Source organism: Sphingomonas sp. YR710 (assembly GCF_900101455.1).
Classification (GTDB): Bacteria; Pseudomonadota; Alphaproteobacteria; order Sphingomonadales; family Sphingomonadaceae; genus Rhizorhabdus.
This window is the reverse complement of record NZ_FMZJ01000014.1, coordinates 38,857-53,713: the sequence shown is the minus strand read 5'-3', so window position 1 is coordinate 53,713 and position 14,857 is coordinate 38,857. Positions and strand designations below refer to the sequence as shown.

Annotated in this window: 14 protein-coding genes; all 14 read right to left on the bottom strand. The window is 62.0% G+C overall.

All coding sequences use genetic code 11. From position 1 onward, the window contains the following. Positions 1–8: 8 nt before the first annotated feature. The 14 genes from BLS13_RS15915 to cpaB all read right to left on the bottom strand — a co-directional run bounded on the left by BLS13_RS15915 (position 9) and on the right by cpaB (position 14,804). On the bottom strand, positions 9–2,285 hold the full coding sequence (locus BLS13_RS15915) for a S8 family serine peptidase (protein WP_176943629.1): 2,277 nt from the start codon (positions 2,283–2,285) through the stop codon (positions 9–11). Between the two features lie 371 nt (positions 2,286–2,656). Beyond that, positions 2,657–3,160 carry an A24 family peptidase gene (locus BLS13_RS15910; protein ID WP_093453599.1) on the bottom strand — a complete coding sequence of 168 codons (504 nt, stop codon included), beginning with the start codon at positions 3,158–3,160 and terminating at the stop codon, positions 2,657–2,659. After that, positions 3,157–3,981, bottom strand: a complete 825-nt coding sequence (locus BLS13_RS15905; protein WP_093453598.1) for a tetratricopeptide repeat protein — start codon at positions 3,979–3,981, stop codon at positions 3,157–3,159. Before BLS13_RS15905 ends, BLS13_RS15910 begins: the two co-directional genes overlap by 4 nt. Beyond that, positions 3,981–4,880 (bottom strand): LytR C-terminal domain-containing protein, encoded by a 900-nt coding sequence (locus BLS13_RS15900; RefSeq protein WP_093453596.1) that lies wholly within the window; start codon positions 4,878–4,880, stop codon positions 3,981–3,983. The genes BLS13_RS15905 and BLS13_RS15900 overlap by 1 nt, the downstream gene beginning before the upstream one ends. Then, a complete protein-coding gene (locus tag BLS13_RS15895) occupies positions 4,877–5,857 on the bottom strand; it encodes a type II secretion system F family protein (RefSeq protein WP_256325927.1) in 981 nt (326 codons plus the stop codon). The genes BLS13_RS15900 and BLS13_RS15895 overlap by 4 nt, the downstream gene beginning before the upstream one ends. 4 nt (positions 5,858–5,861) lie before the next feature. Further along, the gene (locus BLS13_RS15890) at positions 5,862–6,857 is read right to left on the bottom strand and encodes a type II secretion system F family protein (RefSeq protein WP_093453594.1); all 996 of its coding nucleotides are present in this window, start codon (positions 6,855–6,857) and stop codon (positions 5,862–5,864) included. After that, the gene (locus tag BLS13_RS15885) at positions 6,857–8,227 is read right to left on the bottom strand and encodes a TadA family conjugal transfer-associated ATPase (protein ID WP_176943628.1); all 1,371 of its coding nucleotides are present in this window, start codon (positions 8,225–8,227) and stop codon (positions 6,857–6,859) included. Before BLS13_RS15885 ends, BLS13_RS15890 begins: the two co-directional genes overlap by 1 nt. Then, positions 8,227–9,432, bottom strand: coding sequence for a CpaE/TadZ family protein (locus BLS13_RS15880; protein ID WP_093453593.1), 1,206 nt, complete (start codon positions 9,430–9,432; stop codon positions 8,227–8,229). The genes BLS13_RS15885 and BLS13_RS15880 overlap by 1 nt, the downstream gene beginning before the upstream one ends. Before the next feature lie 14 nt (positions 9,433–9,446). Continuing rightward, complete coding sequence (locus BLS13_RS15875; RefSeq protein ID WP_093453591.1) at positions 9,447–10,067, bottom strand: TadE/TadG family type IV pilus assembly protein; 621 nt, start codon at positions 10,065–10,067, stop codon at positions 9,447–9,449. Further along, a complete protein-coding gene (locus BLS13_RS15870; RefSeq protein ID WP_256325925.1) occupies positions 10,064–10,555 on the bottom strand; it encodes a TadE/TadG family type IV pilus assembly protein in 492 nt (163 codons plus the stop codon). The genes BLS13_RS15875 and BLS13_RS15870 overlap by 4 nt, the downstream gene beginning before the upstream one ends. A 30-nt stretch (positions 10,556–10,585) precedes the next feature. Beyond that, a complete protein-coding gene (locus tag BLS13_RS15865) occupies positions 10,586–12,118 on the bottom strand; it encodes a pilus assembly protein TadG-related protein (protein ID WP_093453588.1) in 1,533 nt (510 codons plus the stop codon). An 8-nt stretch (positions 12,119–12,126) separates the two neighbouring features. After that, positions 12,127–12,399, bottom strand: coding sequence for a hypothetical protein (locus tag BLS13_RS15860; protein ID WP_093453586.1), 273 nt, complete (start codon positions 12,397–12,399; stop codon positions 12,127–12,129). 10 nt (positions 12,400–12,409) lie between these two features. After that, positions 12,410–13,924, bottom strand: a complete 1,515-nt coding sequence (locus BLS13_RS15855) for a type II and III secretion system protein family protein (RefSeq protein WP_093453585.1) — start codon at positions 13,922–13,924, stop codon at positions 12,410–12,412. Beyond that, positions 13,911–14,804, bottom strand: a complete 894-nt coding sequence (cpaB, locus tag BLS13_RS15850) for a Flp pilus assembly protein CpaB (protein ID WP_093453583.1) — start codon at positions 14,802–14,804, stop codon at positions 13,911–13,913. Before cpaB ends, BLS13_RS15855 begins: the two co-directional genes overlap by 14 nt. Between the last annotated feature and the right edge of the window lie 53 nt (positions 14,805–14,857).

Here is a 14,857-nt window from a genome sequence, read left to right as displayed (position 1 = left end):
TCATACCCTCAGAGGGCCAGCGCGTAGCGCACCGCCATGCCGTGATCGACCGGCGCCGCCGCGACGTTGCCCGGTTCACGGCGCAGAAACAGATTGGCGTCGATCCATCCGCCCGCCAGCCGGGCACCGTAAGCCGCTTCGAGATCGAGCTCCCGCCCTTTGGGCCTCAGGCTCAGATATTGCCGATCATAGCCAACCGTGCCGGTGGCATAATCATAGCTTGAGGGCAAAGAGAGATCATAGCCGCCGCTTGCCACCCGCATCGGCTGCGCAACGCGCAGGCCGAAGCGATAGCCATGGCCCGCCTTGACGAGATCGAAAGCGAAGGCGCTGGTCAGCAGTTTGCCGTTGACCAGGGTGCCGCCGGCGTCCGCGCGGGTCCAACCCTGCCGCACAGCGCCTGCCAGCGACCAGCCATTGCTGATTTGCCAGGCAACGCGCGCGTCGATGATCTTCGTGTTCGCACCGCCACCGCCCAGCGCTGCGCCAAAGCGGGCTCCCAGCACGCTGGCGTCTTCCCGGATCACAGCTATGCCGCCCGACAACGACACGCCGCCGAGCCGGCGATCGAACCGAGCACTGGCCGAACTATATCCGGCATCGGACAAGCTATCGGCAACCGGCCCGCTCACCACGCCGCGTTCGGAGGCGACCGTCACCGCGGCAAAACCGAGGTCATGGCGGATTGCGAACGCAACACCATGGCGCACGGCGAAGCCGGGGGTCTCATCGGGCTCGCGTGCGACGAGGAAGGGCGCCTCAGCCTGACCAGCGATCATCGCGGACAAACGTCCGGCGCCTTCCGCCATGCCCAGCACGGCCAGGGTATTCCTGCCAATCCGCGCCATCACCCGGCCCGACAGCATCCGCACCATCCGCGCATCTCCGCTGCTGAGGCCCAGCCTGCGGATGTCTGCCGCCGGCTCGCCGATCCGGCCCTGCGCGACATTCAGCGACACCGCGATCGGCCCTCGTGACAGATCGGTGGTGTGGACATCCCCCATCAGTGATGCGATCAGCGGTCGCACCGCAGACGGTCGGCCAAGCGTCGATCCCAGGTTCATCGTATAAGCGCGGCCATAGCCATCGAGGATTACCATCTTTCCGGCCGACATCCCGGTCTGGGCAGTCGCATCGCCCATCGCCGCACTGGTCGTGCCGTTGCCGGTCAGCGACACCGCGATGGTGCTGCCCGCCAGGTTGGTGCCGCCCTGCGGCTGAAAGGCCTTGCCAAGATTGAGGATGCCATGGCCAAAGATGCCGTCGACGCCGGCTGCGCCAGCATCGGTCGCGGTGGAAAAGAGCAGGTCGACGATCTGTTTTCCAGTGAGATTCGGAAAGGCCTGCGCAAGCACGGCCGCCGCACCGGCAATTGCCGGCGCCGAATAAGAGGTGCCCGAAAACAGGAAGTGGCCGGCATTCTGGTTGATCGAGCGCACCGCCTCACCCATCGCCGTCAGATAATATGGGCCGTAAGTACCGGCTCGATCCGAGAAGGAAGACATATTGTAACCAGCATCATGCGAACCGGCGATGACGACCATTCCGTTCATGCCATTGGCGGCCGCGATCTGGGAGAAGGCGTCGGGATTAGCCCCGCCATCATTACCCGCCGAAATGACGACGATGATACCCGCCGCCGCCGCCGCCCTGACAGCGGTAACCAACCCGCTGGTCGCAGCTTCACTTCCCCCCAGCGACATGTTGATCACCCGCGCGCCATTCTGCCGGGCAAGATCGACACCCCTGGCCAACACGTCGTCATTATGCTGGCAGCCAGTGCTCGATCCGCACGATCCGATCGTATCGGTGCGGGCGACCAGCACGGTGGCGTTGAATGCCACGCCCATCATATCTTTGCCGTCGCGGCCCGCCGCGGCGATCGCCGATACCGACGTTCCATGGCCGTCGGTATCGGTTATGCCGCGATTGGATACCAGATCGGTACTGGCGGGATCGATCCGACCGGCGAATACGGCGGCCGGATCGGACAAGCCGCTGTCGATGATAGCGATCTTGACGCCAGCGCCGGTAGCCCCCGTATTGTAGGCCGCGAGCGCGTTCGCGGCGACATCGACGTTCGACAATCGATATTCAGCGTCGTCATAATTGACGCCTGCGCTGTTGGTCGTCGCGACGGGCGGCATAGCCGATATAGACGCGATCTCGATCGGTGGCGGAGAAGGTGGATTGGGTGAGATACTGCCCGTTCCCGAGGATGTTGGGGTGGGGGTCGAACCGACTCCGCCGCCTCCCCCGCACGCCGCGAGCAGAATGAGCGGCATGATAGCGGCGCATGCCCGCGTCGTGCTGATCAGCGCGCATGACGCTGCGCCAGGAATGTGAACTGCTTGGGCGGCTTTCCCCTGATTCAGCAGAGTTTTCGATGCCTGCAAGGCATACATACGTATGTTCATCACACACCCTCAATTGCATCGACTTACTTGCCGAATACGTAGGAGTGTCAATTTCGTATTTTTTATTGATTAGCGCATTTCGTAATGAACACGTTGGATATTATACTTCGGTGTTTTTATATCAGTACATATACGCAGGTATATTATATTCTATAGATACCATAATTTTGCTCGCATCAGCGATTGGCGCGCATAGATATTCACAATCATCAATTGATGGCCGGGATGAGGTGCGGGCCCTACAGCGTGAGGACAAACACACCGTTCGGATTCGGGCCGTGAACCATGATTGCCACCATCACGCCCGCCGCGATCGCAAGGCCATAAGGGATGGGTCCGTGGATCTGGAGCCCGGGCCACCCCAGCTGCTGCCGGAACCGCATGGTCGTCATCCTGCGACCAATGATGAGCGCCAGCCCCAGTACGCCGCCGCATAGAGCGACATAAATCAGGACAACCAATCCGCCGGAGAGACCGAACCAGATCGAAGACGCGGCAAGCAACTTCACGTCGCCGCCGCCCAGCCAGTGAACAGCAAACAACAGAACGCCGATGCCAAACGTGACGGCAAAGACGATCCCATTCTGCCAGATCGTTGCCGGAACGCCGTTCACGAACAACCACGCGCAAAACAGGACGAGCACCAGTGCCGGAAAGATGTTTGAAATCCTGAGCGTCGCGAGATCCTGCAGCGCTGCCAACATCAGCACCGCGTAGAACATATAGAGGATCACATCCTTCATGGCGCAACCTTTCCTGTCAGCCCTTCGAGATTGGTCTCGGCCGCGCGAAATCGATACGCGCTGGTCTCGATCGATTTATTGAAATAGGCTTCTGCAGTCGTTCGATCATCGGCGAGCCAGGCGGCATAGCCCGCGTTGTTGAGCCGCAGCGAGCGCCGTTCGGGATCGGATTCGTCGTCTATCGCCGGCGCTTTGCCCCCGGCCACGATCGCGATGTCGAGGTTGTTGCGATACCGCTCCGTAACGGGATCGCGTTGGACGGCCCGCTGAAAATAGTCCCGAGCCTCCCGAAAGCGACGCTGGGCAAACATCGACGCACCGGCGTTGTTGAGCAGCGCCGGGTTGTCGGGCTCAATCGCAAGCGCCTGCCGATGGACCGCGGCCGACGCATCCCATCGCCCCTGGATATCGTACAATATGGCCAGATGCCCCCAGGCCAGCGCACGATCGGGACAGGTGGCGATGACGCTGGCCAGCAGCGAGCCGGCCTGCTCATAACGACGCAGCCGCATCGCCGCGGTTGCGGCGCCCTCCTCTACACGGCAATCGTGCGGCATGCTCTGCAGGAGCACACCGAACAGGTCCGCCGCCTTCTCGTCCTCATGGCGGGCAAGCAGGAATGAAGCCGCCAATCGCTGACGCTCGACCGGATTGGCGATCGCATCAGGAACATTGAGCATGGCCTCGGCCTGAGTCAGGCGCCCCGCCGCAATCGCGCGCTCGATACCCGCAACATAGCGACCATCGTCGGTGCCCGCCGCGGCGGCACCGCTCGCGACAAGGAGCATCGCCGACAGCCTGATCCAGCCGGGCCGCAACATCAGCTTCCCGCCTCTTGCCGGAGGCGATCGTCGAATGGCGCTGAATCACCCCCGAGAACGAGGATCATATGGGACAGCGACGCGAGCTGGCGAATTTTCGGGGTGAAGGGCAAAGACGCCGCGAGACGCTGTGCCTGTGCCTCGTCCTTTTGCGAAACAAGAATGAGCGAGTGCTTCAGATGTGACCGAAAATCGCTGATGTCGACTGTCGCCCAGCCGGAACCGGTGAGATGGCCCCGCATGTGCGCCGCGAGATGCCGGCGCCCGACGGCATTGACGATGCGCAATGACACGCTCTGTTCGACGACAGCCGGCTTTGCCGCGGGCAGAACGACGTCCAATTCGTTGCCCACATCCTGCATTTTCGGTGTCGTCGAGAGGCCCACGAGCGCTGCCAAGTTTGTCAATATGCTCACCGGCTGCCGGGCTTCGGTCATGGGCTGGCGCGCGACTTCCATGCTGTCAGGCTGCACTGCCGTGGATTTCGTCAGCAAGGCGACTTCATCCATCAGCTTGCGAACCGCGAGCTGATCGCCCTGCCGGTCGAGCGAGCGCGCCAGATTGCGCAGAATGCGAACATCTTCCGGCGCACGCGCCAGCGCCAGCTCATAATAGCGGCGGCTGAGATCGAAACGCCCGAGCTGATCATAGCTGGCGGCAAGACCGTTATAGCCATCGGCGCCGGCCGGATCCTCACGCACAGCCCGCTGGAAGCATTCCAGTGCCAGCGCATATTCGCCGCGCGCGAACAGCATCTTCCCCTTAGCCAAGGACAGGCTGGGCAGCCCCGCATCGACGGCGGGCAAAGGCGACACCCGGACAGCGACATGATGGTGCGCGCAACCGGCGAGCACCATCGGCAGCAGGAGCGTGCCGAGAAGGGCGCTTTTCTGTTTCATGATCCGTGATGCGCCATGGAGGGCATGACTTGCCGCACCACCCGGATGCCGGCCGGCAGCATCAGCACGCCGATCATCACCGGCAGCATGCAGGCGACCAGCGGGATCGAGAGCAGGACCGGCAGGCGATGAGCCTTTTCTTCGGCCCGCATCCTGCGCTTCACCCGCATTTCAGTGGCATAGATCCGCAGCGTCTGGCCGATGCTCGATCCCAATTTGTCCGACTGGATAATCAGCGTGGCAAAGGATCGTATCTCGTCGATACCCGCCAGATCCGCCATACGGTGCATGGCCTCTTCGCGGCTGCGGCCCGCTCGCAGCTCAAGAACGAGGTTGCCGAGCAGTTCGGATAAAACGGGGTGGGCAAGGCTCATCTCCTGGCCGACGCGATCGAACGCAGCCTCGAGCCCCAGCCCTGCCTCAACGCATACCAGCATCAGATCGAGTGCGTCCGGAAAGGCATTTACGAGCTGGCGCTGACGTCGCTCGGCGCGGCGCGTCACCCAGAAATTGGGCAGATACAGCCCGATCAATGCCAGGATCGATCCGAACATATCGAGCCTGAAAAGGGTCACCGGCGCGCGCGCGAACATGTTGATCGTCACGAATGCCGCGGGCAGCGAGATCGTCAGCAGCAGGCGAATGAAGGTGAACAGCTGCGGCGCTTCCGGAGCTGTATAGCCCGCCGCAATCAGCTTCTTGCGCAGGATATGGCCTTTCGTATCGGCCAGCGAAATTCCGCGATGCTCGATTGCAGCGACCATCCTGGTCCAGGCAGAGCCGGTCGCGTCGGCCCGCAACGATGACCCTTCGAACGCCGGAAGGCCGGCGTGCGGCCCGGCCGCGCCCAATCGCTGCCGCAGCTTCACCCGTCGCTCGATCAGGCTGCTGACGACGAACGCTGCCGTCGCCACGAGCAGGAAGATCATCGCGAGCCAGGCGATGCGGACGGCGGTCTCGGAGAGGAGATATTGCATCACATTACACCTTCAGATCGATCATGCGACGAATAGAGAAGAAACCTATCGCATACAGAACCAGCAGCGAACAAAATCCAATGACAAAAGCCGGATCCTGTGCTACATCTAGATAAAATTCTGGATTCAAAATAAACAAGGCCACGAATGAAAGCACAGGAAGTGCTGTAAGTATTACGCCTGTCATTCGTCCTTCCGAACTCAGAGCCTTCACCTGCATCATCATGCCGGCTCTTTCCCTGATAACTCCGGAAAGATTTTCCAGAATTTCGGCGAGATTTCCGCCTGTTTCCGCCTGGATTGAAAGCGATACGACAAACATGTTCATATCTTCCATCCGGCATCGATCCGCCATATTCTGCAATGCATCGCGGATATCGGCGCCGTAGGTGACTTCATCGACCGCAAGCCCGAACTCGCTGCCGATCGGATCCGGCATTTCCTGGGTCAACATGTGGAGGACCGACGACACGGGATGCCCCGCCCGCAATCCGCGAACGAATACGTCGAGCGCGACTGGAAACTGTTCTTCCATCTTCCGGTGTCGGCGGTCGGCAAGCCGCGACAGGATCAGGGTCGGAACACCAAGACCCGCCGCGGCGGCGAATACCGCCAGCAACAATATGGTGCCCGCTGTGATCGCAAAGCCGGTAAATTTCGCGAGGCCCGCTCCCAGCATAAGGAGCCCTCCGGTAGCCGCCATCATGAAGGCTAGGACGGTCGATCCCGACCAGGGCAGGCCCGCGGCAACCAGATTGGCCTCGAGCCCCGCACTGATACGTCCCAAGGGGCCCCTCGGTTGCTGTCCGCGGCGCTTCCGGCGAAGGTTCGCGATCGCCACCGAACGATCGACATCGCCGGCGACCATCTTCAGACGCCTGTTCATTCGGCGACCGGTCTGACGGTGCATGCGGATGAAGCCCACGATAGCTTCAGTGGCCAGTACGACCGTTCCGAACAGGAGCGTGAGCAGCAGGAAGCGGAGCGATGCGGGACTCATCATTCGATCCTCGCATCTGGGCGAAACAGTTCAGCGGGCAGCATTATGCCGCGATCGTTGAGTTCCCCCATGAACTTCGGTCGAACGCCGGTCGCTTCGAAATGACCGACGACCTGCCCCTTGTCGTCGCGACCGCGGAGCTTGAACCGGAAAATTTCCTGCATGGTGATCGTTTCACCTTCCATGCCGGTAATCTCGGACAGGCTCATCAGCCGGCGCTTGCCATCACTGAGACGGCTGACCTGGATGACGACGTTGATGGCCGATGCGATCTGCGTGCGTGCCGAACGCGGCTCGATCTCCACGCCACTCATGCCGATCATCTGCTCGATCCGGGATAAGGCGTCGCGCGGCGTATTCGCGTGAACGGTGGTCATCGAGCCGTCGTGACCGGTGTTCATTGCCTGCAGCATATCAAACGCTTCGCCAGACCGGACTTCGCCGACGATGATCCGGTCCGGCCGCATGCGCAGCGCATTCTTGACCAGATCGCGCTGCGTGATCTCGCCACGGCCCTCGATGTTCGGCGGCCTTGTCTCCAGCCGCGCGACGTGACGCTGCTGAAGCTGGAGCTCGGCGCTGTCCTCAATCGTGATGATACGCTCGGTTGCACCGATATAGGCCGACATTGCGTTGAGCAACGTGGTCTTACCCGAGCCGGTACCACCCGAAATGAGGACGTTGCGCCGCGCCGCGACGATGCCGTGGAGGACATCGGCGATGGGCTGGGGGACGCTTCCCAATTCCCCGAGCCGCGCCATGTCGATCGGCATCCTGGCAAATTTGCGGATCGACAGCAGCGAACCGTCGACAGCGAGCGGCGGCACGATCGCGTTGACACGCGAACCGTCGGCGAGCCGGGCATCCACGAAGGGCGCGGATTCGTCGATACGACGTCCGACAGCGCCCACGATCTTCTGGATGATCCGCAGAAGATGCCGTTCATCCTTGAAACGAACCGCGGTCTCTTCCAGCCGTCCATGACGTTCGACGAAAACGAGCATATGACCGTTCACCAGAATATCGGTGACGCTTTCATCCTTCAGAAGCGGTTCAAGCGGGCCAAGGCCCAACAGTTCGTCAAGGATGTCCTCGACGAGTTGATCGCGTTCCTTCTGGTTCAGCGCGTGATTCTGAAGCGCCAGTTGCTCGTAAATGATCTCGCCGATTTCATCCTGAACCTGCGCCCGGGACTTGGTTTCAAGCGCCGACAGATTGATGAGGTCCAGAAGCTGTTTGTGCAATTCGACCTTGAGGTCGATGTGTCGGTTCGACCAATCCTGCCCTTCTCTGGTCACGGGAGGATCCGTCGGAACCCCATCCCCATGCTCGAAGCCGTCTTCCTGCGGCGATTTCATGATCTTCCACATCAGCGGGCACTCCGATCGAACAGGGTTTCACATTTCTCGACGATCGCCTCGATATCCCGCGCAACCTTGCTGCCGGGCTTGATCTCATCGATCAGGACCCCCTGATCGAGCGCGGTTCTGACCAGAGCGGGGTCATTCACGATGCCGAACGAGATCGCGTGCCCCAAAGCATGCTCCGCATCGACGAAGCTGATCGGCCGGAACAGCTTCTTCTCAACCCGGTTGAGGACGATGTGGATCGGAAGCGATGCCAGACCCTGATTTTCCAGAAAGACCAGTTGCCGCTTCGCCTGCCGAAGGCTGGCGATCGTGAGTTCGACGACCAGCAGAACGACGTCCGATCGCGCCGCCAGTGATAGCGACCAGTTCGTCCAGTTTTCGGGCATGTCGAGATAGATCGTATCGAATTCGTTGGTCGCCAGCTCGATGATGTTGAGAAGCTGATCGGCATTGACCATTTCAAACGGAATAATATCCGAAGGCGCCGCCACGAGGTTCAATCCCCGCGATGTTTTCGTGCACGCCGAGCGCAATAACGCTCCATCAACCCGCGAGCCCGCCTTGAGCAGATCGTGGAGGGTGAGAACCGAGCTTACCCCGAGATAGTTTGCCGCGTTCCCGAACTGGATGTCGAGATCGAACAGGCAGGTCTCCCGGCCGCTACCCGCGTCGCGCCGGGCATGGCTGCTGGCAGCCTGCGTCGCGAGCATCGTGCCCCCGGCCCCCCCGACGCTGCGAACGATCGATACGATCCTGCCGCGCGTCGAAGCGCGAACGGAATCGCGGCCGTTATCGCAGCGCAGTTGCTCCAATATCGTGGACAACTCGGAAAGGCGCAGCGGCAGCGACATCACATCGTTGACACCGGCCTTCATCAGGGTCCGAACCAGCTGGGCCGATGGATCTCGAACAGCCGCAATGATCGGCTTGTGGCGGCACGCCCTCCTGGCCTGGATGATGCGATTGAGGGAGGCCGGGAGATTCGCCTGGATCTCGATGATGATCACCTGGCCAAGTTCGAGTGTCTCGCACGGCAAGGGAGCGTCGGTCGGCAACGAGGTGATGGCGATGTCGAGCCCGACGACGGAACCGGCCGGCAACTCCGCGCTGATCAGTTCGGTTGGCGAGAGCACCAGCTGCACGGTACCGCCAGCCGCCCGCACCGACCAGTTCCGCGAGGTCTTTTCCGTGTTCTCGACACCCACAGCATGTCCCCCTGTCAATTTGATACCGAGCCCAAACCATCTTCCAATGTGAGCGCTGCGCTGAAATCGGGCAGCGGTACGGTCACAAACAGGAAGGATGTGATGGGCGTGAATTGCAGCGATTTGAGTCTGACCGTAACCAGCGGCGCCACATCCGAACCGGTCGGATTTCCGGCATAGCCGAGCCCGGAGGCACCATATTCGACTTCGACATTGGCGGCCTTTATCTCCGGCATGAACTGATCCATGCGGTTGAGAATGTTGGTGAAGGCATCGCTGTTGGCGGTGCCAAGGGATGGGCAGGTCGCACCCGCGTTGCACGTGCAACTCACGGTCCCGCCCGTCGATTTGCACGTAGCCCCTCCGAACGCACTCGTCGGGACAGGATCGCCCTGCGGAATGCCGCCGCTGCTCGCAAAGCTGTAATCATACAGCCCTTGCGGGATCATCTTGGTGGCAACTGCAAAGCGAACCCCCATCTGCGTCGCCTTCTCGGCCCGATTCCAGGTCCACATGAAGCGCCCGACATCGATGATGCCGAACGTGAAGATCATCAGTAGCGGCAGCACCAGAGCGAACTCGACGGCGGTCCCGCCCGACTGCGCCCGCAGCAAGCGATGGAGGAGCGTCGTCATATACCTGCCACCGCAGCCTGGGATTCGGCACGCAGCGTGAGCGTGGAGGAGGAGAAACCCGCCTCACCGAACAATGTTTGGTAAGGCACGGCGGCGCTGACGGTCACCACCGGGGCGCCCGTCGCCATGCCCGTGTAAATACCGGTATAGGCAACACCGCCCACGCCGGCCGTATTGCAACTGATCGAGATGCTGATCGTCGCAGGGTCGGTCCAGCCCGGCAGCCGCGCGGTACCGCCGGAAAGCTGCCCTGTCCGGACAATGTTACGCGTGTCGGTTACCACCGTACCGCCCGGCGCGCCCGAGCATGCCGAATAATTCGCAAATGCACGCCGCGCTGCATAACGCGCACCATCGCGCACCGCCTTGGCGACGACATGGCTGTCGAGATAGAAGTTGCCCGCCTCGAACGATCCCAGCATCACGGCGATGAGCAAGGGCGTGACAAGCGCCATCTCGACGGCGGCAGTGCCGCGGCGGCATCGCATCAAAAGGGGGAAACGCCTGCGCATCACCGATCACTCGATCAGATAGGGGGTGTCGTGACGAACGACCTGCCCCGCGGTTGCGCCCGCACTGCCGCTGGTCGTCTCGCCGATCATCTCGACATAGACTTCCTTGGAGTCGGTGAACGTCTTGCCGCTGGGCCGATTGAACGATGGCTCCACCAGAAAGGCCTCGACCCATTTGGCGACAGGCAGGTTGTTTTCGGAGCCATGCAGGCCCAACGCCTTGCAGTTCAACACCGCCACGGTGATCCTGCGGCGATCAACGGTCGATGGCCCCGGCGTCAGGCCCGGCGTCACGCAGGCCGGGGCGCCATAGGCCTTCTTTCCGCCCGTTACGGTCTGAGCGACGTCGATCCCCTTGGCAGGCGATCCCACGCTGGTATGCGCCAGTTCCCAGGTGTAAACTTCATAGCGCGTGGCGCTCGACGACAGCCCGGTCTGCGCCATCCACTGGCTGGCGCTGGTCCAGCCATAATTGACGCGGAAATAGGCATCCCGGTCCCATTGCCCCGTGCCGATATTTCCACACGTCTGCGATGATTGCTTAACGGCGTGGCAATAGTCCCTTGGATAGCCCATGACGTCCGGATAGCCGCTCGTCAGCGGTCCGACCGTCGTGGGCCGATACGGGTTGGGCGACTCCTGCCAGCCCTGACCGCCGTTGGTGGTGCAGGCGTTGCCGCGCACCAGATCCTTGCGGGTATTGCGCGATGGTGAGCAGGTTCCCGACCCCACACAGGCATTGCTGTCGTAAATGTCGAAACGCGTGTTGAGCGCCGCGATCACCGACGCGTCCATCCCCGTCTTGGTACTCACGCCCTGGGAAGGCGAGCAGTCCCCGGGGGGGACATTATAGCCCAGCGCCGCTTTCAACGCATTGGCGCCACTTCCGAAATTGGTGTCCAGAAAGCCGAAATTGCCGGGTGTATCCGGGGATCCGGAAATCAGCTTGAATCCAACGCCCCGCAACGCATTGGCATCGAAATCATAATTGACGTTGGTGTTCGTCAGCGGCTCGCTGGGATTGCACATCATCACCGGCGGCACCTTGCACACCGCCGAACCGAGCCCCGCGATAGCCTCTCCCGTGATATTGCCCGATTTCAATGCAGCCACGATCGGCGTCAGGGCGAAGAAGGCCGCCCGGCTTCCGGTCGTCACCTTCACGAAATGGGCATCGGCATCCCCCGTCGCGGCGGTGTTGGTGGTCGGATTGGTATAGGCCGAATAGAAGACGACGGTCGGCACCGTGACCACGGACGTTCCGCCGTCATTCACAAAACGCGTGTCGTTCGCCACCAGTGCCTGCGCGGCGTTGATCGCGCGGGTCCGCGCACTGGCCTTCCCGTCAAGCTGGGTCGCCGCCGCGAGCGCGGCCTGATCGGCGGCGCTCTGAAGTTCGGTATCAAGCGACGCCATCCGCGCATAATCGAAGGCAACGCCGCCGGCCGCGATCAGCGCGAACAGCGATATGCCCACGGTCGCGGCAACCGCGCCGTCCTCGGCTTTCAGCAGCCTGTGGAGGAAATGCCGGGTGGTCATCGCACACCTCACTTCGGTGTGCTGCTGCCGGACGAGCCGCTGACTAGCCCGCTCGTGATGCGGATCGTCTGCGGCTCCTTGACGGTGCCCTTGCGGTAGCGCTCCATCGCCGCCGTGGCATGCGCGCCTGATCCACCCTCGATCGCGTCGCCCGCATATCGCGGATCGGGATCGATGACCTGCATGGCATAATTGTGTTTGGCTGCGCCGCCCATGGTGATGTCGTTCGGCGTGCAGCCCGGCAGCGCGAGCCCGGCCAACAGCAAAAGCGTGATCCGCATTGTCTTGCTCCTACATTTCATAGCCGGTGGGGCCCGAAAAACCGCCGCTCTTCGCCTTGTCGGCGGGCGCAAGCGCGGGCTTTTCCGGTGGCGGTGCGTTGGGATCGAGCGGGTTGGTGCCGACGGCCTTGTCGGTACGGCCCATCAGGAACAGTTCGAGCTCGTTCGGATTGCCGACGCGATCGGTGGGCAGCCGCACGTCGGCGGCGTTCATCGGCTTTACGAGCCGCGGCGTCACAATGATGACGAGTTCGGTCTCCTGCTTCTGGAAACCGGTCGACCGAAACAGCGAACCGAGTATGGGGATCGATCCCAGCGCCGGGATCTGGCGCACCGTATCCTGGAAATTGTTGCTCAACAGCCCGGCGATCGCGAAGGATTGCCCATCACGAAGCTCGAGCACGGTCCTGGCCCGGCGCGTCTGGAGTCCGGGCACGACCAGCCCATTGATGTTGACCGATGCCGAGGGGTCGATCTGGCTGACCTCCGGCGCAACCACCAGGTTGATGATTCCGTCGCCGAGCACGGTCGGCGTGAACGCCAGGCTCACGCCGAACGGCTTGAACTCGATGGTGATGCCGTTGCCGCCACCGGTGCCGCCTGCCGTGCCGCCGCCACCGCTATTGCCCTGGATCACAGGGATCGGGAATTCACCGCCCGCAAGGAACGAAGCCGTCTCGCCCGAAAGCGCAATCAGCGTGGGTTCGGCGAGCGTTTTGACCACGCCCTTGCGTTCCAGCAAGTCGAGCGCGGAAAACAGATTGAGACCGCCGAGACTATAGGCCCCCGCAGCAATGCCGAAGGTGTCAAGAATACCGCCAATGTCGATCGTTGGCGTGCCATTCTTGTTCGTCAGCAAGGTTGTGCTCGGGGCAGTATTGCCGGTGCCGCCCTGAAAACGGCGATTGTTCGAAATGAACGAATTGTTCACGCCGATCTGCTTGGCGACCGTCCGGCTCATTTCAGAGAAGCGCACCTCGAGCATCACCTGCTGCGATCCGCCGATCGACATCAGGTTGACGACCTTTTCCGGCGCATAGGTGGCAGCCACCTGCATCGCCCGGTCCGCGATCGGCCCACTCGAGACCACGCCCGTCAGCACGATCGCATCGTTCGAGATCCGGGCGCCGATCTTCTCGTTCGGCATCAGTTCGGTGAACTGGCGCCGCAGCGTGATCACGTCGGGTCCGACCGCGACATCATAGACCCGGATCAGCGCGCCTGCGGCGTCATACAGGGTCAGCGTCGTCGTTCCCGCCTTCTTGCCGAGCACATAAAGCGAGTCATTCGACAGTGGCAGCACATCGGCGATCTCGGGATTGCCGACCAGCGCCCGTTTGAAATTGCGCCCCGCCTGGACAACCTGGCTCTTGTTGACCGGTACTTCGATCTTTCCGGCCTCGAACGCCGCGGCAGCTGGTGCTGGAGCGGCAGATACTATCGCCGCGGGTGCCTGGGCCAATATCGCCGCCGATCCGATCAGGATCGCACGAGTCAGCCGCACGGGTTTTTCAGAGCCCCACATGATGTCCCACCTCATAATCTTTGCCTGTCGTCCCCCGGACGATCTCGACGGTTATCGTGCGCAGCACCGGCGCCAGTGACGGCCGACGGACGGCACGCCATATGCGCGGCGCCGGAGCGCTGTTGTTCGCGGCGACCATCGGCCCGGAAAGGTGCGCGCCATCGCGCAGATCCTGGGTTCCGACGGTCCTGACGGCTGCGCTGGTCTGATCGGACGGTTTCTTGAGCGCGAGGCTCAGCGATCCGATCTGTTGGGCAAGCGCGAGTTTCTGGGCGTCGGCCTGGCTGACCTCGAGCGTGGCGGTCTTTCCGATCCGCGGATCGGATTTGCCGTCATTCGCATCCTGATCGATCGCGACCACCCGCACATTTTGCAGGAGGACATCCGTAATCTGCTGACTGTTTGAGTCGGTGAGCGTGCGCGTCACCAGCACATCGACGACATCGCCCGGCAGCACGAAGCCGGCAACACCACTGACTTCGCTGACGCGCACCGCAAAGGCGCGCATGTCCGGCCGCAGCATCGCCGCGATCGTCGCCCGGCCACCTTCGCCGGAAAGCTTCGAATTCAGGATCGGTTCGTTGACAGCCATCGGCCGCAACACCAGGCGCTGCTTACCCATCGGCAACAGTTGCGCGTCGGATGTGAAAGTCCCTTCCGGAACCGACCAGTTCGGCCAGTCGACATAGCGCACCTTTTCAGGTGTCACCGCCGCGCCGAAGTCGAGCGGAACGCGGGCGACGGCGACTTTCACCATGCCCCCGCTATGCTTAGCCTCGCGATCCGCGACACCGCCCAGATAGGCGTTGGCGACCAGAACAGCCGCCAGCCCGAGCAGAACCGCGATTCCGAAGATGATGAGCGAGCGCCCGTACAACATGGCCCGTTTCTCCCCCGACGTCTTGAATTATATGCAGGTAGAAGGCAGCTTCC

Bases quoted from the DNA above. Each gene is read 5' to 3' on its own strand.
- BLS13_RS15895 (WP_256325927.1), bottom strand. From the start codon at position 5,857: ATGCAATATCTCCTCTCCGAGACCGCCGTCCGCATCGCCTGGCTCGCG.
- BLS13_RS15910 (WP_093453599.1), bottom strand. From the start codon at position 3,160: ATGAAGGATGTGATCCTCTATATGTTCTACGCGGTGCTGATGTTGGCA.
- BLS13_RS15905 (WP_093453598.1), bottom strand. From the start codon at position 3,981: ATGTTGCGGCCCGGCTGGATCAGGCTGTCGGCGATGCTCCTTGTCGCG.
- BLS13_RS15890 (WP_093453594.1), bottom strand. From the start codon at position 6,857: ATGAGTCCCGCATCGCTCCGCTTCCTGCTGCTCACGCTCCTGTTCGGA.
- BLS13_RS15855 (WP_093453585.1), bottom strand. From the start codon at position 13,924: ATGTGGGGCTCTGAAAAACCCGTGCGGCTGACTCGTGCGATCCTGATC.
- BLS13_RS15900 (WP_093453596.1), bottom strand. From the start codon at position 4,880: ATGAAACAGAAAAGCGCCCTTCTCGGCACGCTCCTGCTGCCGATGGTG.
- cpaB (WP_093453583.1), bottom strand. From the start codon at position 14,804: ATGTTGTACGGGCGCTCGCTCATCATCTTCGGAATCGCGGTTCTGCTC.
- BLS13_RS15875 (WP_093453591.1), bottom strand. From the start codon at position 10,067: ATGACGACGCTCCTCCATCGCTTGCTGCGGGCGCAGTCGGGCGGGACC.
- BLS13_RS15915 (WP_176943629.1), bottom strand. From the start codon at position 2,285: ATGCCGCTCATTCTGCTCGCGGCGTGCGGGGGAGGCGGCGGAGTCGGT.
- BLS13_RS15870 (WP_256325925.1), bottom strand. From the start codon at position 10,555: ATGCGATGCCGCCGCGGCACTGCCGCCGTCGAGATGGCGCTTGTCACG.
- BLS13_RS15860 (WP_093453586.1), bottom strand. From the start codon at position 12,399: ATGCGGATCACGCTTTTGCTGTTGGCCGGGCTCGCGCTGCCGGGCTGC.
- BLS13_RS15885 (WP_176943628.1), bottom strand. From the start codon at position 8,227: ATGTGGAAGATCATGAAATCGCCGCAGGAAGACGGCTTCGAGCATGGG.
- BLS13_RS15865 (WP_093453588.1), bottom strand. From the start codon at position 12,118: ATGACCACCCGGCATTTCCTCCACAGGCTGCTGAAAGCCGAGGACGGC.